The 21,322-nt window shown below is 68.2% G+C and carries 19 protein-coding genes and 1 tRNA gene; 14 read left to right on the top strand and 6 right to left on the bottom strand.

Annotated features, from left to right (window positions below; all coding sequences use genetic code 11):
• The first annotated feature begins 17 nt into the window (after positions 1-17).
• Entirely contained in the window at positions 18-1,466 is a 1,449-nt protein-coding gene (pyk, locus tag AC3ENX_RS07230) for a pyruvate kinase (protein ID WP_434811190.1), read from the top strand.
• 70 nt (positions 1,467-1,536) lie between these two features.
• Here the strand turns inward: pyk and AC3ENX_RS07225 are convergent.
• A tRNA-Leu gene (locus AC3ENX_RS07225) sits at positions 1,537-1,619 on the bottom strand.
• A gap of 85 nt (positions 1,620-1,704) precedes the next feature.
• Here AC3ENX_RS07225 and AC3ENX_RS07220 point away from each other — a divergent pair.
• Positions 1,705-2,319 (top strand): ANTAR domain-containing response regulator, encoded by a 615-nt coding sequence (locus AC3ENX_RS07220; RefSeq protein ID WP_434811189.1) that lies wholly within the window; start codon positions 1,705-1,707, stop codon positions 2,317-2,319.
• 94 nt (positions 2,320-2,413) lie between these two features.
• Here AC3ENX_RS07220 and AC3ENX_RS07215 read toward each other — a convergent pair whose 3' ends face one another.
• The gene (locus AC3ENX_RS07215) at positions 2,414-2,845 is read right to left on the bottom strand and encodes a hotdog fold thioesterase (protein ID WP_434811188.1); all 432 of its coding nucleotides are present in this window, start codon (positions 2,843-2,845) and stop codon (positions 2,414-2,416) included.
• Between the two features lie 50 nt (positions 2,846-2,895).
• Here AC3ENX_RS07215 and polA point away from each other — a divergent pair, with 50 nt between their 5' ends.
• The 6 genes from polA to AC3ENX_RS07185 all read left to right on the top strand — a co-directional run bounded on the left by polA (position 2,896) and on the right by AC3ENX_RS07185 (position 10,885).
• Positions 2,896-5,529: a DNA polymerase I gene (polA, locus tag AC3ENX_RS07210; RefSeq protein WP_434811187.1), complete on the top strand. Its 2,634-nt coding sequence runs from the start codon at positions 2,896-2,898 to the stop codon at positions 5,527-5,529.
• A 64-nt stretch (positions 5,530-5,593) separates the two neighbouring features.
• Positions 5,594-7,270: a DUF885 domain-containing protein gene (locus AC3ENX_RS07205; RefSeq protein WP_434811186.1), complete on the top strand. Its 1,677-nt coding sequence runs from the start codon at positions 5,594-5,596 to the stop codon at positions 7,268-7,270.
• A 64-nt stretch (positions 7,271-7,334) separates the two neighbouring features.
• Entirely contained in the window at positions 7,335-8,381 is a 1,047-nt protein-coding gene (locus tag AC3ENX_RS07200; protein WP_434811185.1) for an LLM class flavin-dependent oxidoreductase, read from the top strand.
• Between the two features lie 9 nt (positions 8,382-8,390).
• Positions 8,391-9,734 (top strand): MFS transporter, encoded by a 1,344-nt coding sequence (locus tag AC3ENX_RS07195; protein ID WP_434811184.1) that lies wholly within the window; start codon positions 8,391-8,393, stop codon positions 9,732-9,734.
• A 30-nt stretch (positions 9,735-9,764) separates the two neighbouring features.
• Positions 9,765-10,529 (top strand): SGNH/GDSL hydrolase family protein, encoded by a 765-nt coding sequence (locus AC3ENX_RS07190; protein WP_434811183.1) that lies wholly within the window; start codon positions 9,765-9,767, stop codon positions 10,527-10,529.
• A 95-nt stretch (positions 10,530-10,624) separates the two neighbouring features.
• Positions 10,625-10,885 carry a DUF6458 family protein gene (locus AC3ENX_RS07185; RefSeq protein ID WP_434811182.1) on the top strand — a complete coding sequence of 87 codons (261 nt, stop codon included), beginning with the start codon at positions 10,625-10,627 and terminating at the stop codon, positions 10,883-10,885.
• A 9-nt stretch (positions 10,886-10,894) separates the two neighbouring features.
• Here AC3ENX_RS07185 and AC3ENX_RS07180 read toward each other — a convergent pair whose 3' ends face one another.
• A complete protein-coding gene (locus AC3ENX_RS07180; RefSeq protein WP_434811181.1) occupies positions 10,895-12,211 on the bottom strand; it encodes an MFS transporter in 1,317 nt (438 codons plus the stop codon).
• Positions 12,212-12,488: 277 nt separating this feature from the next.
• Here AC3ENX_RS07180 and AC3ENX_RS07175 point away from each other — a divergent pair, with 277 nt between their 5' ends.
• Together AC3ENX_RS07175 and AC3ENX_RS07170 are read left to right on the top strand one after the other, a co-directional pair.
• A complete protein-coding gene (locus AC3ENX_RS07175) occupies positions 12,489-13,409 on the top strand; it encodes an AEC family transporter (protein WP_434811180.1) in 921 nt (306 codons plus the stop codon).
• A 96-nt stretch (positions 13,410-13,505) separates the two neighbouring features.
• Positions 13,506-14,051, top strand: a complete 546-nt coding sequence (locus AC3ENX_RS07170) for an HdeD family acid-resistance protein (RefSeq protein ID WP_434811179.1) — start codon at positions 13,506-13,508, stop codon at positions 14,049-14,051.
• A 53-nt stretch (positions 14,052-14,104) separates the two neighbouring features.
• Here AC3ENX_RS07170 and AC3ENX_RS07165 read toward each other — a convergent pair whose 3' ends face one another.
• Both AC3ENX_RS07165 and AC3ENX_RS07160 read right to left on the bottom strand, forming a co-directional pair.
• Entirely contained in the window at positions 14,105-16,081 is a 1,977-nt protein-coding gene (locus tag AC3ENX_RS07165; RefSeq protein ID WP_434811178.1) for a prolyl oligopeptidase family serine peptidase, read from the bottom strand.
• A 1-nt stretch (position 16,082) separates the two neighbouring features.
• Positions 16,083-16,847 carry an SDR family oxidoreductase gene (locus AC3ENX_RS07160; protein ID WP_434811177.1) on the bottom strand — a complete coding sequence of 255 codons (765 nt, stop codon included), beginning with the start codon at positions 16,845-16,847 and terminating at the stop codon, positions 16,083-16,085.
• Between the two features lie 132 nt (positions 16,848-16,979).
• Here AC3ENX_RS07160 and AC3ENX_RS07155 point away from each other — a divergent pair, with 132 nt between their 5' ends.
• The 4 genes from AC3ENX_RS07155 to AC3ENX_RS07140 all read left to right on the top strand — a co-directional run bounded on the left by AC3ENX_RS07155 (position 16,980) and on the right by AC3ENX_RS07140 (position 19,705).
• Positions 16,980-17,474: an NfeD family protein gene (locus tag AC3ENX_RS07155; protein WP_434811176.1), complete on the top strand. Its 495-nt coding sequence runs from the start codon at positions 16,980-16,982 to the stop codon at positions 17,472-17,474.
• Positions 17,471-18,418, top strand: coding sequence for an SPFH domain-containing protein (locus tag AC3ENX_RS07150; RefSeq protein WP_434811175.1), 948 nt, complete (start codon positions 17,471-17,473; stop codon positions 18,416-18,418). The genes AC3ENX_RS07155 and AC3ENX_RS07150 overlap by 4 nt, the downstream gene beginning before the upstream one ends.
• On the top strand, positions 18,415-19,188 hold the full coding sequence (locus tag AC3ENX_RS07145) for a glycerophosphodiester phosphodiesterase family protein (protein WP_434811174.1): 774 nt from the start codon (positions 18,415-18,417) through the stop codon (positions 19,186-19,188). Before AC3ENX_RS07150 ends, AC3ENX_RS07145 begins: the two co-directional genes overlap by 4 nt.
• Before the next feature lie 151 nt (positions 19,189-19,339).
• Positions 19,340-19,705, top strand: coding sequence for an RNA polymerase-binding protein RbpA (locus tag AC3ENX_RS07140; protein WP_434811173.1), 366 nt, complete (start codon positions 19,340-19,342; stop codon positions 19,703-19,705).
• Here the strand turns inward: AC3ENX_RS07140 and lnt are convergent.
• On the bottom strand, positions 19,695-21,242 hold the full coding sequence (gene lnt / locus AC3ENX_RS07135; protein ID WP_434811359.1) for an apolipoprotein N-acyltransferase: 1,548 nt from the start codon (positions 21,240-21,242) through the stop codon (positions 19,695-19,697). The genes AC3ENX_RS07140 and lnt overlap by 11 nt on opposite strands.
• Between the last annotated feature and the right edge of the window lie 80 nt (positions 21,243-21,322).

Here is a 21,322-nt window from a genome sequence, read left to right as displayed (position 1 = left end):
AGACCGGAGTCAGATACGTGAGACGCGCGAAGATCGTCGCCACCCTCGGCCCCGCCACTTCCACCTACGAGATGGTCCGCGCGATCATCGACGCCGGTGTGGATGTGGCGCGGTTCAACCTCAGCCACGGAGACTATTCCGTGCACGACAGCAACTTCGCCAACGTGCGCAAGGCGGCTGACGACGCCGGACGCCCGGTGGCCATCCTCGTCGACCTGCAGGGACCGAAGATCCGCCTCGGCAAGTTCGAGAACGGCCCGCATGAGCTCGCGGTCGGCGACGTGCTCAGGATCACCACCGATGACATCCTCGGCACGAAGGACATCGTCTCGACGACGTTCAAGGGCCTTCCGGGCGATGTCAAGGCGGGCGACTTCCTGCTCATCGACGACGGCAAGGTGCGCGTCCAGGTGACGTCGGTCGAGGGCAACGTCGTCACGACGGAATGCATCGTCGCCGGCCCGGTGTCCGACAACAAGGGCATCAACCTGCCCGGTGTCGCCGTCAACGTTCCCGCCCTCAGCGAGAAGGACGAGGCGGACCTGCGCTGGGGCCTTCGCGCCGGTGCCGACATCATCGCCTTGTCTTTCGTGCGCAACGCCGAAGACGTGACGCGCGTGCACGAGATCATGGCGGAGGAGGGGCGCAAGGTCCCCGTCATCGCCAAGATCGAGAAGCCGCAGGCCGTCGATGCGCTCGAAGAGATCATCGATGCGTTCGACGGCATCATGGTCGCTCGCGGCGACCTCGGCGTGGAGCTGCCCCTCGAGGCGGTGCCGATCGTGCAGAAGCGCGCGGTCGAGCTCTGCCGCCGCATGGCGAAGCCCGTCATCGTCGCGACGCAGATGCTCGAATCGATGATCGAGAACCCCGTCCCCACGCGCGCCGAGACGAGCGACGTGGCCAACGCGGTCCTCGACGGCGCGGACGCCGTGATGCTCTCGGGCGAGACGAGCGTCGGAAAGTACCCGACCGTCGTCGTCAGCACGATGGCGCGCATCATCGAGTCCACCGAAGAGCACGGGCTCGAGCGCATCGCACCGCTGAACACGAAGCCCCGCACGCAGCCGGGCATCATTACGCTCGCCGCAGAAGAGGTCGCAGAGTTCGTCGAGGCGAAGTACATCTGCATCTTCACCGAGTCGGGTGACACGGCACGACGGATGTCGCGCCTGCGCCCTCGCATTCCCATGATGGCGTTCGCGACCGACCCGGCGATCCGTCGCCGCATGGCCCTCACGTGGGGCGTCCGCTCAGCGCTCGTGGAGCCGGTCGCGCACACCGACCTCATGTTCTTGCAGGTCGACGACTACTTCCTCGGCAATGGCCTGGCCACCGAAGGCGACAAGGTCGTCGTGATCTCGGGATCGCCTCCCGGGATCATCGGCTCGACCAACGACATCCGCATCCACAAGCTCGGCGACGCCATGTACGGCAAGGCACCCATCTACCAGGCGGGCAACTGACCGCAGACGCGGAAGGGGCGGATGCTGCATCGTGCAGCATCCGCCCCTTCCGCGTTCGTGCGGGATCGCGTGCCGGTGGTGGGAGTCGAACCCACACGCCCTTTCGGGCAACCGAGTTTGAGTCGGTCGCGTCTGCCATTCCGCCACACCGGCGTGGTGCACATCGAAGATACCGCAGCGGGGGAGCACCTTCGGACACGCTTCGCGTCGGGTTCTTCGCGTGCCGTAGGATTCAAGGGTGACTGAGCAGGAACAGACCCCCACGGCACCGGCCGCACCGCGTCGCGTCGTCGTGGCGGAAGACGAATCGCTGATCCGCCTCGACATCGTCGAGATCCTCCGCGACAACGGCTTCGACGTCGTCGCCGAGGCCGGTGACGGCGAAACGGCTGTACAGCTCGCAACGGAGCTGCGCCCCGACCTCGTCATCATGGACGTGAAGATGCCCGTCCTCGATGGCATCAGCGCCGCGGAGCGCCTGTCGAAGGCCCACATCGCACCGGTCGTGCTGCTGACGGCGTTCAGCCAGAAGGAGCTCGTCGAGCGCGCGAGCGAGGCTGGGGCCCTGGCCTATGTCGTCAAGCCCTTCACGCCGAACGACCTGCTGCCCGCGATCGAGATCGCCCTGGCCCGCCACGAGCAGATCATCACGCTCGAGGCCGAAGTCGCCGACATGGTCGAACGCTTCGAGACCCGCAAGCTGGTCGATCGCGCCAAGGGGCTGCTGAACGAGAAGATGGGCCTGTCCGAGCCCGAGGCGTTCCGCTGGATCCAGAAGGCGTCGATGGACCGCCGCCTGACCATGCAGGACGTCGCCAAGGCGATCATCGAACAGCTCTCGCCGAAGAAGTGAGTCGGCTGCGGGTCGATGCCGCGAAGCGGCGTTGACGCGAGCCGACTCAGGTTGAGTGCCGCGGCGAGGCCGCGGTGTATCGAAACCTCAACACTCAGCGCGCGGGCATGTCCTTGATCATGTTCGTGATGCGGATCGTCGAGCACCGCCGGCCCTGATCGTCGCTCACGACGATCTCGTGCACGGTCATGCTGCGGCCGAGGTGGATGGGCGTGCAGACGCCCGTGACGATGCCCGACGTCGCTGAGCGCGTGTGGGTCGCGTTGATGTCGACGCCGACAGCGAGTCGGCCCGGTCCGGCGTGGAGGTTCGCCGCCATCGACCCGAGCGACTCGCCGAGCACCACGTACGCGCCGCCGTGGAACAAGCCCACGGGCTGCGTGTTGCCCTCGACGGGCATCGTCGCGACACAGCGTTCGACCGAGAACTCGGTGAACGCCATGCCCATCTTCTCGGCGAGGGCACCCATGCCCCGCTGCGCGGCCCATTCCATGCCGTTGACGTCGGGGGGCGCAGTCTCGGTCATCGTTCCTCTTCGCTGGGGGCGGTGTCGCCGACCCTCGTTAGGCTGGACGGGTGAGCGACTCCGCAAAGCCTACCCTTCTCGTCGTCGACGGCCATTCGCTGGCGTACCGGGCGTTCTTCGCCCTCCCGGTCGACAATTTCTCGACCAAGGACGGCCAGCACACGAACGGCATCTACGGCTTTCTGTCGATGTTCGTGAACCTCGTCAAGGCCGAACAGCCCACGCACCTGGCGGTCGCCTTCGACACCTCGAGGCAGTCGTTCCGCACGCGTGAGTATGCGGAGTACAAGGCGAACCGCTCCGAGTCGCCGGCCGAGTTCAAGGGGCAGATCCCGCTGCTGCAGGACTGCCTCGCCGCAATGAACGTCACGGTGCTCACCAAGGAGGACTTCGAGGCCGACGACATCCTCGCGACCCTTGCGACGCAGGGCGCCGAACAGGGCTACGAGGTGCTCGTGTGTTCGGGCGACCGCGACACGATCCAGCTCGTCACCGACGACGTGACCCTGCTCTACCCGAGTGTGCAGGGCGTCTCCCAGCTCAAGCGCTACACGCCCGCCACCGTCGTCGAGAAATACGGTCTGCCGCCGCAGAACTACCCCGACATCGCGGCGCTCGTGGGGGAGACCAGCGACAACCTCCCCGGCGTCCCGAAAGTCGGCGAGAAGACCGCGGTGAAGTGGCTCACCCAGTTCGGTTCGCTCGATGCGCTGCTCGAGCGCGCCGACGAGATCAAGGGCGTCGTCGGGGGCAATCTTCGCGACCACCTCGACGACGTGCGCCGCAACCGCGCGCTGAACGCCTTGCTGCGCGACGTCGAGCTCGAAGTGGCGCCCGCCGATCTCGCCATGCGGGCGATCGACGCGCAGGCGGTGCGCGACATCTTCGCGCGACTCGAGTTCCGCACCCTGTTGCCGCGTGTGTTCGAAGCGATGGGCGCCGACCCCGCCGAGTCCGTCAGCGAGCCGGCGCAGCAGGCGCCGATACCGTCCGAACCCGACCCGGTCGCCCTCGCGGCGTGGGTCGAGGCGGCGGCCGGCGATGTCGGCGTGACCCTGACTGTCGACGGCGGCCTGCCCGGGCGCATCGGGCTCGCGACGCCGGATGCGGCGGTCGAGGCGACCTGGACCGACGAGGTCGCCGCGGCGCTGACCCCGTGGCTCACCGGCGACGCCCCGAAGGTGCTGGCCGACGCGAAGACCCAGGTGAAGGCGCTGCGCCGAGCGGGTATCCGCCTGCGCGGGCTCGCGTGCGACGTCGTGCTCGCGGGGTGGCTGCTGCGCCCCAGCTTTCCCGACAAGGGACTCGGGGACCTGGTCGACCGCTACCTCGACGAGAAGCTGCCTGAAGCAGATCCGACGCAGCTCGTGCCCGAAACCGAGGGCGCGACGCCGGGACAACTGTCGTGGTACGTGCTGCGGGTCGCCGAAGCCCTGCGCGCCGAACTGCCGGCATCCGTGTCGACCGTGCTCACCGACATCGAACTGCCGACGCTCGACACTCTTGCCGACATGGAGCTCGCCGGTGTCGCCGTCTCGCACGAGAAGCTGTCGTCGTTCTCGACTGAGCTCGCCGCGCGCGCCGACACGATCGCGCAGGAAGCGTATTCCGCGATCGGCCGCGAGGTGAACCTCGGGTCGCCCAAGCAGCTGCAGGAGGTCCTGTTCGAGCAGCTCGAGCTGCCCAAGACCCGCAAGACGAAGACCGGATACTCCACCGATGCGGCCGTGCTGGCCGACCTGCAGGAGTCGAACCCGCATCCCTTCCTGAATCTGCTTCTGCAGCACCGCGAAGCAACGAAGCTGCGGCAGATCATCGAGTCGCTCGACGTCGCCATCGCCGCCGATGGCCGTGTGCACACCACGTATGTGCAGACCGGCAGCCAGACCGGGCGGCTGTCGAGCACCGACCCCAACCTGCAGAACATCCCGATCCGCAACGAGGAGTCGCGCCGCATCCGCTCGGCGTTCGAAGTCGGCGAGCAGTTCGAGACGCTGCTGACGGCGGATTACTCGCAGATCGAGATGCGCATCATGGCGCATCTGTCTGAGGACCCGGGCCTGATCGAGGCGTTCAACTCCGGTGAAGACCTGCACCGCTTCGTCGGCTCGCGGGTGTTCGGGGTCGAACCGGCCGATGTCACCCCGGCGATGCGCACGAAGGTGAAAGCGATGTCGTACGGGCTCGTCTACGGGCTGTCGGCGTTCGGGCTGTCCAAGCAGTTGCGCATCGAGCAGGCCGAGGCCAAGCAGCTCATGCTCGACTACTTCGCGCGGTTCGGTGCCGTACGCGATTACCTGCGCGAGTCCGTCGCCCAGGCGCGCGTCGACGGCTACACCGAGACGATCTTCGGTCGTCGTCGTCCCTTCCCCGACCTCGGCAGCCCCAACCGCGTGCTGCGCGAGAACGCCGAGCGTGCGGCGCTGAACGCCCCGATCCAGGGCAGCGCGGCCGACATCATGAAGATCGCCCTGTTCCGCATCCACGACGAACTCGTCGACAAGGGGTTGGCCTCGCGGGTGCTGTTGCAGATCCACGACGAACTGGTCGTCGAAGTCGCAGCGGGAGAGTGGGACGAGGTGGAGGGCATCGTGCGCGAGCGCATGGGTGATGCCGCCGATCTCACGGTGCCGCTCGACGTGCAGATCGGGCGCGGCGGCGATTGGGATGTCGCGGGGCACTGACGGGCGTCGGCACCGCGCGGAAGCGGTCCCACACCGGAGCTGGTCCAGCGCATAGGCTCGGGGGATGACCAACGAACAGCGCACCCCCACGCCGATCGACAAGATCGCCGAGGACTGGGTGGACACCGCCGCCGAGCTCTCACCGGGGCTGGCGACCTACATCGGACGTTTCGAGCACAACGCGCGCCTCGACGACCTGTCGCCGGAAGGCACCGCGCGTGGCCTGGCCGCCACGAAGGCCGCGCTGGCGGCCCTGGAGGCGGCTGAGCCCGTCGACCAGGTCGATGTCGTCACGAAAGCAGATCTCGCGAGCACACTGCGCCTCGACATCGAACTGCACGAGGCCGGCGACCACCTGCGCGACGTCAACGTCATCGCGTCGCCCGCGCAGGCCCTGCGCGAGACGTTCGACCTCATGCCGACCGACACGGTCGAGGACTGGTCGGTCATCGCGATGCGCCTCGCTGCGGTTCCGGCGGCGATCGACGGGTACATCCAGACCCTCCGCGAAGGCATCGCTCAGGGTGTGACCCCCGCGCGCCGGCAAGTCACCGAAGTGGTCGATCAGATCGCCCGCTACACGGCCGACAACGGGTTCTTCGCCGATTTCGTCGGCAATGCTGCACCCACAGAGGGCGGCCTGCCCGCGTCGCTGGCACGCGACCTCTCCGACAACGCCAATGCCGCTCGGGTGGCCTACGACGGCCTCGCTGCGTTCCTCGGATCGGACCTTGCTGCCGCGGCGACTGAGGAGGATGCCGTCGGGCGCGAACTGTACGCGCTGCAGTCACGCCGATTCCTCGGGGCAGAGATCGACCTCGACGAGACGTACGAGTGGGGCATCGAAGAGCTCGCCCGCATGGTCGCCGAGCAGGAGCGCATCGCCGACGAGATCAAGCCCGGCGCGTCCGTCGAGGAGGCTGTCGCGTTCCTCGAGACCGACGCGAGCCGTAAACTGCACGGCACCGAGGCCCTGCAGCGGTGGATGCAGGAGACGAGCGACCGTGCCGTCGAAGAGCTCGGCCGTTCCCACTTCGACATCCCCGAACCGATCCGCACCCTGCAGTGCATGATCGCGCCGACGCAAGAAGGCGGCATCTACTACACCGGCCCGACCGACGACTTCTCCCGTCCGGGTCGCATGTGGTGGTCGGTGCCCGAGGGCGTCGACACCTTCGACACGTGGCGTGAGCTGACAACGGTCTACCACGAGGGCATTCCGGGGCACCACCTGCAGATCGCGCAGGCCGTCTACAACCGGGCCGAACTGAACTCATGGCGCCGCCTGCTCGCGGGATCGTCGGGGCACGCTGAGGGGTGGGCGCTGTACGCCGAGCGACTGATGGAGCAGCTCGGCTACCTCGATGACCCGGCCGACCGCCTCGGCATGCTCGACGGTCAGCGCATGCGCGCGGCACGGGTCGTGCTCGACATCGGCGTACACCTCGGCAAGCCGAAGCTCGACGGCGACGGCGTCTGGGATGCGGACTATGCGCTCGAGTTCATGCGGCGCAACGTCAACATGCCCGACGAGTTCGTCCGGTTCGAGGTCAACCGGTACCTGGGGTGGCCGGGACAGGCCCCGTCGTACAAGGTCGGCCAGCGCATCTGGGAGCAGATCCGCGACGACTACCGCGAACGTGCGGGCGATGCCTTCGACTTCAAGACCTTCCACATGAAGGCGCTGCAGCTCGGTGGCGTCGGGCTCGACACCCTGCGGATGGCGCTCGCGCAGCACTGATCGCATCCACGGGAATACATCCGTCGGCCGCTCGTTGACCTCGACAGAGGAAAGGGGGCGGCCGATGGGCGTTTCGGTGCAGCTGGGACTGGACACGTTCGGCGACATCACACTGCGCGAGGACGGCACCCGAGTCTCCGACGCGCAGGCGATCCGCGACGTGGTCGAGCAGGCCGTCGTGGCCGACGAGGTCGGCCTGCACGCGTTCGGTGTGGGGGAGCACCACCGGCGCGAGTTCGCGATTTCGAGCCCCGAGGTCGTCTTGGCCGCGGCCGCTGCGCGCACCCGCAGCATCCGGTTGGGCACCGCGGTGACCGTACTGTCGAGCGATGACCCGGTGCGCGTGTACGAACGTTTCGCCACGCTGGATGCCGTCTCGTCGGGTCGCGCCGAGATCACGCTGGGGCGCGGCTCGTTCGTCGAATCGTTTCCGCTGTTCGGCTTCGACCTGCGCGACTACGAGGTGCTCTTCGACGAGAAGCTCGCGCTGTTCTCGCAGCTGCGTGCCGAGCGTCCCGTCACCTGGTCCGGCACGACACGGGCACCGTTGGACGCCGCCGACGTGTTCCCCAAGACCGAGGGCGGATTCCCCGCGTGGGTCGGTGTCGGTGGCAGCCCCGAATCCGTCATCCGTGCTGCCGAGCACGACTACGCCCTCATGCTCGCCATCATCGGCGGGCCTGCGCATCGGTTCAAGCCGTTCGTAGACCTCTTCCATCAGGCGCGCGCGGGCAAAGCCGCGCTGCCGATCGGAGTGCACTCGCCCGGGCATGTCGCCGACACCGACGAGCAGGCGTGGAGTGAGGCGTATCCCGCCTTCGAGCAGATGCGCAACGTGATCGGTCGCGAGCGCGGCTGGGGTCCGTACAACCGCATGCAGTTCCAGCGGGATGTCGGCCCCGAGGGGGCGGCCTACGTCGGCTCACCCGAGACCGTCGCCCGCAAGATCGTCGACACCGTCCGCACGCTCGATATCGATCGCTTCGACATGAAGTTCTCGACCGGCACGCTGTCGCACGCGCGCATGCTGCGCTCGATCGAACTGTTCGGCACCCGCGTCGCTCCGCTCGTGCAGGAACTCCTCCACGACGCACCGGAGTCGGACCGGTAGCATCAGGGCATGACGCAGACCACCCGAGTCGCGACCCGCCTCGACGCGCTGCCGTTCACGGGTGGGCACCTGCGTGTCCTCACCGGCTCGGGCATCGGCTGGGCACTCGACGCGATGGATGTCGGGCTCATCTCGTTCATCATCGCCGCGCTCGTGTCGGAGTGGTCGCTCACCGGCGAGCAGGCATCGTGGATCGCGAGCGCCGGCTTCGTCGGCATGGCCGTGGGCGCAAGTCTCGGCGGCCTGCTCGCCGACCGACTCGGTCGGCGGTCGGTGTTCGCGATCACGCTGCTCGTCTACGGGGTCGCCACTGGTGCGAGCGCCCTGGTCGGCGGCCTCGTCGCGCTGCTCGTACTGCGGTTTCTCGTCGGCCTCGGGCTCGGAGCCGAACTGCCCGTCGCCAGCACCTACGTCTCCGAGTTCGCGCCCGCACGCATGCGCGGCCGGCTCATCGTCATCCTCGAGGCGTTCTGGGCCGTCGGCTGGACGGCCGCGGCGCTCGTCGGCTACTTCGTCATCCCGAACGTCTCCGAGGGATGGCGGTGGGCGTTCGCGATCGGGGCGCTTCCAGCCGTGTACGCGCTCGTCGTGCGCTGGGCGCTCCCCGAATCACCGCGCTGGCTCGAACGGCAAGGTCGCCACGCGGAGGCCGATGCGATCGTCACGACCCTCGAGCAGTCCGCGTCGCTCACCGCGGCCACGCGGCGCCGGCAGGTGATCGCGGACACGCCGCCACCGGCCGCCTCCTCGGCCGGGCAACGCCTCGCGGCGCTCTGGTCGCGCGAATTCGCCGTGCGCACGGCGGCGCTGTGGATCGTCTGGTTCTGCGTGAACTTCGCCTACTACGGCGCGTTCATCTGGATCCCGACGCTGCTGTTCCAACAGGGCTACGACCTGGTGCGCACGTTCGAGTTCACGCTCATCATCACGCTCGCGCAGCTGCCCGGGTATGCCGTCGCCGCATGGCTCATCGAGGTGTGGGGGCGGCGGCTCACGCTGTCGGTGTTCCTGGTGGGCTCGGCTGCGGCAGCGATCGCGTTCGGCCAGGCAACCGACCAGACGACGATCATCATCAGCGGCATGGCGCTGTCGTTCTTCAACCTCGGTGCGTGGGGCACGCTGTACGCCGTCACACCCGAGATGTATCCCACCTCCCTGCGGGCAACCGGTTCAGGGTGGGCGGCCGGTGTCGGCCGCATCGCGTCGATCATCGCCCCACTGAGCGTTCCACTGCTGACCGGCATAGGAGGCATCGGCTTGCTGTTCGTCGTGTTCGCCGTATTCTTCGTCGTCGGAGCCGCCGCCGCGTGGGGGCTCGTGGACCGGCGCGGGGCGGCGCTCGACGAGCGCTGACCGCGTCGGCACCGCGGCTAGGCTGGAACGATGGATCCGGTCCGCTTCGTCGCGCTCGGCGACTCGTTCACCGAGGGCGTCGGCGACGAGCTGCCTGACGGCACCGTGCGCGGCTGGGCGGACCTCGTCGCGACCGGCTGGGCGTCCTCCCGCGGTGAGGCGATCGAGTACGCGAATCTCGCGATCCGGGGCAAGCTCGTCTGGCCGATCGTCGAGGAGCAGCTCGAACGCGCGCTCGCCCTGCATCCGACGCATCTGTCGTTCAACGGGGGCGGCAACGACATGCTGCGGCCCCGCACGCCCATCAGTCGCATCGCGGACGCGTTCACGCACGTGCTGCGTCGCTGCGACGAGGAGGGCGTCACGCTCGTGCTCCTGTCAGGTGCGAACCCGTCCGGCCAGCTGCCACTCAGCCGCGTCATCCAACGTCGCGGCGACGAGCTCTCGCGTGCGGTGGTGGCCCGGGTGCACGGGCGGGACGATGTCGTGATGGCACTCAACTGGCCCGATGCGACCTTGACCGACCCGTCGTTCTGGTCGGCCGACCGGTTGCACATGAACACCCGTGGACACCATCGCGTGGCGGCACGGGTGCTGGAGGCGTTGGGGGAGCGGGTGCCCGACGGGTGGTGGTCGCTGCCGGAACTTCCGGAATGGGTTCGGCTGGGTCGCGGCGCGTACGTGCGCGAGCACCTCGGCCCCTGGGTTCGACGCCGTCTCACCGGAACGTCTTCGGGTGACGGCAGAGCTGCGAAGCATCCGCAATGGGTGTCGATCGCGCCCTCGGCGGGCTAAACACACCCCCATCGTCGGTGTCAAGGGCCTCGCTCACGCGCCCGTCGATGCGTCAGGATGCTCGTATCCCGACCCCCGGAGAAGGAGTCCTGCACATGAGTATCGGAGCCGGCATCGCCCTGTTCGTCATCGGAGCGATCCTCGTATTCGCCGTCAACGTCGAGACCGACGTCGTCAACCTCGACATGATCGGCTACATCATGATGGGCGCTGGAGCGCTCGTGTTCCTCATCGGCCTCGTCTTCCTCTTCCGTCGTCGACAGACCGAAGTCGTCACCCGCACGGTCGACCCGGTCGAAGGCGAGCGCGTCACGCGCAACACGACCAGCAGCTCTGGCGAGCCTCCCGTCGCCTGAGCGCCCCCGTCACGAGCGCGAGCGGCGCGGCGGATCCATGCCGATATGGATCCTCGTCCGCTTGCGCTCGATGACGATGAACACGCCGCCCAGCACCCAGAGGGGAAGCTGGGTGAGAAACGCCCACCGGAACGCCTCGAGGCGATACGTGTCGGGGGTTCCCGCACCCTGCAGGTCGAGCGCGAGGCCGATCAGCAGGATCGCGATGAGCGCGGCGAGGAAGCCGCCGGCGTTGGTCACTCCGGTCGCCGTGCTCAGCCGGTGAGCGGGGTTGTGCGTCCGAGCGTGATCGAACGCGATCATCGAGGCCGGTCCACCCATCGCCAGCGCGACGGCGAGCGCGTACAGCAGCCACAGCGGCGCAGCCGTTGGCCAGACGATGACCACCAGCCACGCGAGTGCCTGCACGCCGACCGCCGGCAGCACGAGCGCCCTGGAGCGCAGATGGGGGATGCGGCGCGACAGGTCGCCCATCACGGGGCCGATGACCATGCCGACCAGCACGTACGCCGAGGTGACGCCGGCGGCTGCGGCGAGCGAGAGTCCCTCACCGGCGGTGAGGAACGGCACGCCCCACAGCAGCACGAACGCGGTTCCCGCGAACGGCGTCGTGAAGTGCGTCCAGAACGCCAGTCGGGTGCCCGGATGCGCCCAGGCGGCTCGGATGCCCACGCCGGTGTCGACCGAAGAGCGCACGACGCGGATCGCGCCGGTATCGGTGTTGACCGACACGTCGGCTGCGACCTCGGGCGGGTGGTTGCGCACAAGAAGGACGACGAGGATCGCGAAGAGCACGCCGAGTCCGGCGATCGAGCCGAACGTGATCGACCACGACGTCGCGTGCAGGAGCGCGGCAAGCGGGATGACGGCGATGAGCTGCCCGGTCTGCCCGACGATGCCGGTCAGTTGCACCATGACCGGCGCACGCTGCGCGGGGAACCACGTGGCGATGAGGCGCAGGACTCCCGGAAAGATGGCGGCGTCTCCCGCGCCGAGCAGCATGCGGGCGACGAGCGCGACCCCGACGCTGGGCGAGAGCGCCATCGTGAGCTGCCCCAGGGCCATCACGAGCATGCCGATGGTCATCACCGGTCGCGCCCCGTACCGGTCCAGCAGCACGCCGACGGGGATCTGCATGCCGCCGTACATCGCCAGCTGCACGACGGCGAACATCGACAGGGTGGCGGCATCCGCCGTGAACCGCTCCGCCGCGTCGACCCCGACGGCCGACAGTGACGAACGGTTGGTGATCGCCAGCACATAGGCGGCGACACCGACGACCCAGATGATCCAGGCACGGATGCCGGGGCCTGCCGTGTGCGTCACCCCTCAACGTTACGCCCGAGGGAACCCGCCGAAAGAATTCTCTTCGCCGACTTCGCCGACAACGAGTACATCAAGAAAAGGTCCGAGTGGCGTGAAGAACTCGTAGGCGCCTGGCGCAGCACGCACCAGCGACGCACGTCGCAGTGCTGCCGCAGGGCGGCCTCCACCGATCTCGCCTGACCGCGGGAGGAGGGGCATCACTCCGATAGTTGACATAATGTGCATTATCGGTGAAATGCGGTCGAGGCGGGATGCCGGGCGGCCGTAGGCTCAGAGCATGCTCGACACGTTCACCGGATTCGTCGTGGTGGGCGTCGCGATCGTCGTCGGCTGGATCATCGGGCGCATCGATCTGCTCGGCCCGCACGGACGACACGTGCTGAGCCGTTTGACGTTCTTCGTGCTGTCACCGTTCCTGCTGTTCGTCGTGCTCGCCACCGCCGATGTGCACACGCTCTTCTCCGCGTTGCTGCCGGTGTCGGCGATCGCTGCGGTGTCGGTGTTCGCCGTCTACGTCGTCGTGGCGCGGTTCGTGTGGCGTCGCAGCGTCGGCGAGACGCTCATCGGCACGCTGTCGGCCGGTCAGGTCAACTCGAACAACATCGGCATCCCGCTGTCGCTGTATCTGCTCGGCAGCGCTGCCTACCCGGCGCCGGTGATCCTGTTGCAGCTCATCGTGTTCACGCCGCTCACGATGGCGATCTTCGAGGCGATCTCGACGGGCCAACGGCGCGCATGGCCGATCCTGCGTCGCACGCTGACGAACCCGCTGGTGGTCGGCTCGGTGCTGGGCGTCGCGGTGTCGCTGTCGGGCATCGACCTGCCCGCGATGATCTACGAGCCCGCACGCCTCATCGCCGACGCGTGCGTGCCGGTGCTGCTGATCAGCTACGGCATCTCGCTGTACGGCCAGCGGGTGCTGGGTGCAAGCGGCCGGCGGCGCGACATCCTGCTCGCATCGGCGCTGAAGCTGTTCGTCATGCCGCTCGTCGCGTGGAGCACCGCCCGATTCATGTTCGGGCTCGACGACCACGACGTGCTCGTCATCACCGTGCTCGCGGCGCTTCCGACCGCCCAGAACGTGTTCAACTACGCGCAACGGTTCGATGTCGGCGAGACGATCGCCCGCGACACCGTCTTCCTCACGACGCTCGGCTGCGTGCCGGCGCTGCTGCTCATCACGGTGCTCCTCGGCTGACCCCGGCCCGCTCCCCCGCGTCGATACCATCCCGCGCGCGCAGCCGGGTTTACGCTGGATGAGATCGTTCTCAGGTTCCTTTCAGAAAGGCCGAGCATGTCCACCACCCTCGACAAGTCCGAGGTCAACGCCATCCGCATCGCGCTGGGCATCGGCGGTGTCCTCGCACTCATCACGGGCATCGTCATCCTGGTGTGGCCGGGCCGCAGCGCCATGGTCGTCGCGGCCATCGTCGCGATCTACGCCATCGCCACCGGACTCGCCTACGCCGGTCTCGGCATCTTCTCCAAGACCAAGGGCGGATGGTCACGCATCGGCCACATCCTGCTCGGCGTCCTGTTCATCGTCTCCGGCATCGTCGCGTTCGCCAACCTCGGCGCCACCGCCGTCTGGCTCGCCGTGTTCCTCGGCGTCCTCGTCGGCGTCATGTGGATCGTCGAAGGCGTCGTGTCGCTCTCGACCCTCGGCCAGGCGACCACCAAGGTGTGGACCGTCGTGTTCGCCACGATCTCCATCATCGCCGGCATCACCCTCGTCACCTCGCCGCTGTGGGGCGCCGCCGTGCTGTTCCTGATGCTCGGCATCTCGGCCATCGTGCTGGGTATCGCGCAGATCATCCGCGCGTTCACGTTCGGCAAGTAACGACTGCACGAAGATGGCCCGGAGCGCTCAGCTCCGGGCCATCTTCGTGTTCGTCAGTCGATCGGCAGGTAGCGACGCCACCAGTCCACGACCGCGTCGAAGCGTTCGATGCGGTGACGCGGCTGACCCGAGCGGGTGAGTTCGTGGTCCTCCCCCGGAAAGATCAACATCTCGGCATCTGTGCCCTGCCGCTTCAGGGCTGTGTAGTACCGGGTCGCCTGCTCGAGCGGGCACCGGAAGTCGAGCTCGGAATGCAGCACGAGTGTCGGCGTGCGCACCCGGTCGACCACCGCCATGGGACTCTGCGCCGCGATTTGCGCCGGGTCGACCCCGACGTATTCGTCACCGAAGAACGAACCGATGTCGCTCGTGCCTTGGAACGTCGCGGGGTCCAAGAACCCTCGCTCGACGATCGCGCCTGCGAACCGGTGATCGTGCGCGATCACCCATGCCGTCAGATAGCCGCCGTACGAACCTCCCATGACACCGACGCGCGCCGCATCCAGTCGCGGATCGGCTTCGATCGCCGCGTCGAAGAAGTCCATGACGTCGTGGAAGTCGACGGTACCCATCTGCTGACGGATGCTGCGGCCGTGCGCGCGGCCATAGCCGGCACTCCCCCGCGGATTGCTGTACACGACGGCGTAGCCGGCATCGACGAGCACCTGCGTCTCATCGAACAGGTGTATGCCGTACGAGGCATACGGCCCGCCGTGGATCTGGAGGATGACCGGGAACGGCCCCTCCCCCTCCGGCGTCGCGACCCAGCCGTGCACCGGGTAGCCGTCGCGGCCCACGATCTCGAGTTCGCGTGGCGCCACGAGGCCGCTCGCACCGCTGCCCGCCCCGAAGTCGGTGAGCGTGCCGTGCCCGACGAGCGCGAGTTCGCCGAGACTCGTCGGCGAGGCGATCGCTGCGACAACACGACCTCCCGCTGCATCGTGCCCGACCACTTCGATGTCGCCGCCGAGTTCTTCGGTGATGACGCCGTCGCGGGTGACCCGCAGCAGTGTGACGCGCCCGCGGGTGCGGTTCTGCACCAGGAAGTCATCGCCGTCAAGTGTCAGGTGCGAGCCCACCTCGCCGAGATCGATCTGCTCGGGATCGGTGAGGGTGTGCAGGTCGCCGTCGCGCCAGAGATGCAGCGCGACACCCGGTGCGATGAAATCGACGCCGTCGCCCGCAGCAGCGGCGAGCAGCGCGATCGTGCCATCCGCGAGTTGCACGGCCTCACTGATCATGAGTCCGGCTTCGCGACCGATCACCTCGCGGGTGCCGGACCCGTCGACGGCGACGGCCAGCAGCGGGGCGCGGAGATCGCGACGATCCGCCTCGATCGCGTCGGGCACGGTGAAGATCTCGGTGCCGTCGGTCGTGAAGCGGACGCCGCCGTGCGAGACCTCTCCCGTCGTCAGCTGACGGGGCTCGGCGGCGATACGACGCGCCTTCGGCGCGTCTTCACCCTCGGCGCGCACAGCGGGGGCCGGCTCGTAGAACGGCTCGGCATCCACCTCGGGTGCATCGATCACGAACACGTGCGATGGGCGATCGGCGATATAGCCGAGACCGTTCGCGTGCCAGCGGATGCCGGTCACCCGCCGCGGCGACTCGTGCGCGGCATCGAGGCCCTCGACCGAGCCGTAACGCCCGGGCTCGACCACCCGCGCCGTGTACGCGATTCGTGAGCCGTCGGGGCTCCAGTCGAAGCCGCCGACGCCGGCATCCGCCGCGGTGGCCTGTACCGGCTCACCACCGGATGCCGGGATCACGAACACCTGCGCCTTGCCGTCGGCGTCGGCACGCACGAATGCGATCGCCGCACCGTCTGGGCGCACGCGCGGCGAAGCGTCGGCGACACCGCGGGTCAGGCGCCGGGGCGCTCCTCCGGGCAGGTCGACGCGCCACAACTGGCCGACGTTGCGGTTCGCGGCCAGATCGGGACGCGAGGTCGCGAACACCGCGAACGTCCCGTCCGGGGCGATCGAGGGGCGGCCGACGGAGACGAGCGATTCGATGTCGTCGGCGCGCATGTCACTCGCCGCCGAACGATCCGGTGTCGCCGATCAGCCGCGTGTTGTCGGAGGGAATCGGCTCGACGGCGGCAGTGGCGACCTCGGCGGCGAATTCGGAGACGTTGTAGAGCTTGCCTGCCGACTCGCGACGGTCAGCGATGGCCCCAGGGTTGGCGCGCTCGAGCAGTGTCGCGGTGATGGTGCCTTCGATCATGTCGCCCGAGACGACGACGAACCCGACCCCGCGCTCGGTGAGGTCGCCGATGCGCTCGCGCAGGGCGTCTTCGCCCGCGCGCTTTGACAGGGCGACCGGCTCGTATTCGGGCATGGTCGGGGTGGTGCGGATGAAGTGCGCCTGGTGGCTCGTGACGAACACGACGCGGGAGCCGTCGGGCATGATCGGCAGCGCGTGCTCGAGCACGCTCACCTGTGCGTCGCGGTTGAGCACCATGGCGTAGTCGCCGGCCATACCGCTCTCCATGCCGCCCGAGGCGTTCAGCACGAGCAGATCGAGCGCGCCGAACTGCTCCTTGACGGCCTGCATCATCGCGGCGACCGACTCGGGGTCGGTGAGGTCCGCGCCCACCGTCAGCACCTCGACGCCCAGTTCGCGCAGTTCGTTCGCGAGCTTCTCGGCGCGGGGTGCCTTGTTGCGGAAGTTGATGACGACGTTCGCACCGGCCTGCGCGAGGTAGCGCGCAGTGTCGGCGCCGATGCCGCGCGAGGATCCCGTGACGAGGGCTGTGCGGCCCGTGAGCGTTCCTGCGGGAATGGGCTGTGACATCGGTGTTGCACTCCTGTGATGGCTGTCGATGCCCGGATCCGGGCGGTTTCGACACTACCAACCGCCGGTTTCCCGCGCCGGATCGGCACCCGGTGTTATCGTTCGAAGAACGCCGGACGGAAGGGGGCCGCGATGCTGCCGGACCTCACGCAGTATCTCTGGATCGCGTGGCTCGTGCTGGCTCTGCTGTTCGTCATCATCGAACTGCTCACGCTCGAATTCACCTTCCTCATGCTCGCCACCGGCACCCTCATCGGCGGCCTCGGCGTCAACCTGCTGGGCGGTGTGTGGTGGCTGCAGATCCTCATGGCCGCCGCCATCTCGGCATTGCTGCTGTTCACGATCAGACCGCTCCTGCTACGGGCATTGCATCGCAGCAGCGCCGCGGTGCCGATGAACGTCGACGCCCTGCAAGGCATCGGTGCGCGCGTCACGACCCCGTTCGTCGACGGCGACGGCGCCGTCAAGCTCGACAACGGCGAGACCTGGACGGCCCGGCTCGTCGGCGGCGGTGACGGACTCGCGGTCGGCACACGCGTCACAGTGCAGGCCGTGCGGGGCGCGACCGTCGAGGTCGTCCCCCTGCAGACACCACCTCAGACCACGGAACGGAGTGCGGAATCATGATCGACCCCGGCGCCTTCATCGGGCAGATCTTCATCATCATCCTGTTGATCGTCGTAGCGATCTTCGTGGTGATCGTGATCTTCCGTTCGATCCGCATCATCCCGCAGGCCTACGCAGGCGTCGTCGAGCGACTGGGTCGCTATCAGCGCACCCTCTCGCCCGGCCTGAATCTGCTGGTGCCGTTCATCGACCGCCTTCGCCCGCTGGTCGACATGCGCGAGCAGGTCGTCTCGTTCCCGCCGCAGCCGGTCATCACCGAAGACAACCTCGTCGTCTCCATCGACACGGTCGTCTATTTCCAGGTCACCGACGCGCGCGCCGCGACCTACGAGATCGCCAACTATCTGAGTGCCGTGGAACAGCTCACGACCACGACGCTGCGAAACGTCGTCGGCGGGTTGAACCTCGAAGAGGCCCTCACAAGCCGCGACGAGATCAACAGCAAGCTGCGCATCGTGCTCGATGAGGCCACCGGTAAGTGGGGTCTGCGCGTCTCGCGTGTGGAGCTGAAGGCGATCGATCCGCCGGTGTCCATCCAGGATTCGATGGAGAAGCAGATGCGCGCCGAGCGCGACCGGCGCGCGGCGATCCTCACGGCGGAAGGATCCAAGCAGTCGCAGATCCTCGAGGCGGAGGGGCGGCGCCAGGCTGCGATCCTCGGCGCCGAGGGTGAGAAGCAGGCCGCGATCCTGCGCGCCGAGGGTGAAGCGACTGCGATCCAGTCGGTGTTCGACGCCATCCACAAGGGCAACCCCGACGACAAGCTGCTCGCCTACCAGTACCTGCAGACGCTCCCGAAGATCAGCGAGAGCGCGTCGAGCAAGCTCTGGATCATCCCGAGTGAGTTCACCGAGGCGCTCAAGGGGCTCCGTCAGGGGTTCGCGCCGCGGGCGGGTCAGACGCCGCCGCCCACCGCAGTGCCGCCGGCGGACCCGGCTCCGTGACGCATCCCTGGTTCTCGGCTGCTCCTCTCCCCCGTGTACTGGCCCACCGCGGCTTCGTGCCGCCGGACGCTGAGGGGGTCGTGGAGAATTCGTTCGCGGCGGTGGCGGCCGCGCATGCCGCGGGTGCGGTCTACGTGGAATCGGACTGTCATCTGACCGCCGACGGCGAGGTGGTGCTCTTCCACGACGCAGACCTCACGCGCGTCATCGGCGACCAGCGCCCGATCGCCGATGTCCGCGCGCGAGAGCTCGAAGACCTCATGTCGACGCGCGGCGGACTGATCACACTGCCGCAGGCACTCACGGCCTTTCCCACGGTGCGGTTCAATCTCGACATGAAGGCGGATGCGGTGGCTGCACCGGCCGGTCGGATCGTCGCCAAGCACGCCGACCGGGTGCTGGTGACGAGCTTCGATGACGGGCGTCGCATCGCCGCACTCGATGCGGCTCGGGCGGCGGGCGGAACACCGGCCACCTCCCCCGGAACGAAGACGATGGCGCGCGTCGTGGCCGCCGTCGCAACGGGTTCGCGACGACTCGTCGGTGCCGCTGTGCGCGGGCTCGATGCGTTGCAGGTCCCCGAGCGGCACAAGGGCGTGCGCGTCGTCTCGCGGCGTCTGATCGATGCGGTGCACCGACACGGTGTCGAGGTGCACGTGTGGACGATCAACGAGCCCGACGACATGTCCCGACTGCTCGATCTCGGGGTCGACGGCCTCGTCACCGATCGCTGCGATCTCGCGCTCGCGGTGGTCGCCTCGCGCTCCTGAAACCGTCTCGAGGGCGACCCGTGCGCGGCGGGTATGCACGCATGCCACGCGGCGCTGAGCATCCGCTGTGAAAAGGGCCTTCAGGGCCCTTCTTCGGATGATGCACACAGGTCGAGTCGTTATACCTGATGATCGACGAGAGGACCACAAAATGGCAGACCGCAGCTTGCGCGGCATCCGACTCGGCGCCTCCAGCCTACAGAGCGAGGAAGGCGTCGTTTTCCACGAACGCACCAACCACACCTACGTCTGCACCCAGTGCGACCGTGAGAGCGTGCTGACCTTCGCGGCCGACGCGGAGGTGCCCGAGGCCTGGGAGTGCCGCACCTGTGGCGGCGAGGCCCTGCTGCGTGTCGGCGACACCGTCGCCGAGGTCGATCACTCCGGCGACAAGGCTCCCCGTACCCACTGGGACATGCTGATGGAGCGTCGCACCATTCCCGAGCTCGAGGAACTGCTCGAAGAGCGCCTCGCTCTGCTGCGCGAACGCCGCGGCGCAGCCAAGCTCAGCGCCTGAGTCCTTCTTCTTCGATGCCGGACCCCTCGGGGTCCGGCATCGTCGTGTTTCGGTAGCGTCGCGTCCACACGCCGACGACCGCGAGCGCCAGGACGCTCCCCCACAGCAGCACGAGCTGCACGGCCGGCCCGATGATCACGGCGGGTGTGAGACCGGTGCGCAGCGGCACGTCAGTGAGCATGGCGCCCGCCTCCCCGGCCGGGAGCCCCTCGATCGTCGAGCCATCAGGGGCGATCACCTGGCTCGTGCCGACCGTCGAGATGTTGACGACGGCGCGCCCGGTCTCGATGGCACGCATTCGCGCGAAGGCCAGCTGCTGCAGGTTCTCATCGGTGTCGCGGAAGTCTGCGTTGTTCGTCTGGAACATGTAGACCTGCGCGCCGTCTCGAGCGCTGTCCCAGATGACGTCGTCGTAGATCACGTCGAAGCAGATCGCGAGCCCCACGCCGATGCCGTGCACGTCGAAAAACGCGGGGTTCGTGCCCGGCGTGTACTCGCGCTGGATGAGCCCGATCAGGTCCGGGGCGATGGCCTCGTAGAACCACCGATCGGGCACGTACTCCCCCATCGGCACGGGGTTCGCCTTGTCGTGCAGGGCGACAGGGTTCTCGGCGCCGTCCTCCCACAGGATCGACGTGTTGAACGTGTCATCGCCGCGCGTGGTGGCGGCGTTGACGATGAGCGGGGCATCGACGGCGGCTGACAGCCGGTCGAGCACGCGCGCCACGGATGCGTTCGCGAGCGGGTCGCCATCGATCCCGCCCTCCGGCCACAGCAGCACATCCATGTCCTCGCCGATGAGCGGCTCGGTGGCTGCCATCTGCGCGTCGAGCACCGCCCACGGCTCGCGCTCGTCGAAGTACCCGGTCGGTCCGTTGCCCTGCACGGCGCCGACGGTCAGGGTGCCGGCATCCGCCGTCGGGAAGGCCGGCAGCGCCACGAGCGCTGCCAGCACCGCGACCGCGGGGCCGGCCGTGCGCACTTCGCGGAGCCGCCCGAACCGCGCCCATTCGATGACGGCGGCGACGAACAGCACCATCAGGAACGTCAGGCCTGACACGCCCACCCACGAGGCGACGTCGCCGAACGGGCTCTCGGCCTGACTCATGCCGATGCGCCCCCACGGAAACCCCGTGTAGGGCCACGACCCCAGGAACAGTTCCCGCGCGGTCCACAGCCCCGCGACGAGTGCGGGAAGCGCCACGAGCCGCCCTGCGGCGCCACGGGCGAACCGCGGCATCCAGCGGTAGGCCAACGCGATGAGCACCGCTCCGGCCGCGCTGAGGACCGTTTCGACCCCCGACAGGGCGAACCACGGCACGAGGCCGAGGTACCGGGTGATCCAGACGATATGGATGAGGTAGAAGGATGCCGCGAACGCAGCTCCGACCAGGACCGCGCCCCAGGCCGAACGACCGATCAGCGAGACGAGCGAAAGTCCGACGCCGACGAACGCGAGGGGCCACCAGCCCACGTCGGGGAAGGCGAGGTCGAGCACCGCACCACCGAGGAGGGCGCACAACACGGCCGCCCACATCGGCAGCAGCGGACGTTCGGGCACGCCTCCAGCCTACGTGCGCACGCGCATCTCGATCCGCGCACACGGAGGAGAACTGC

It is taken from the genome of Microbacterium sp. bgisy189, assembly GCF_057707225.1.
Note: the sequence above shows the minus strand (reverse complement) of the source record. Positions and strands in the feature narration are given on the sequence as shown.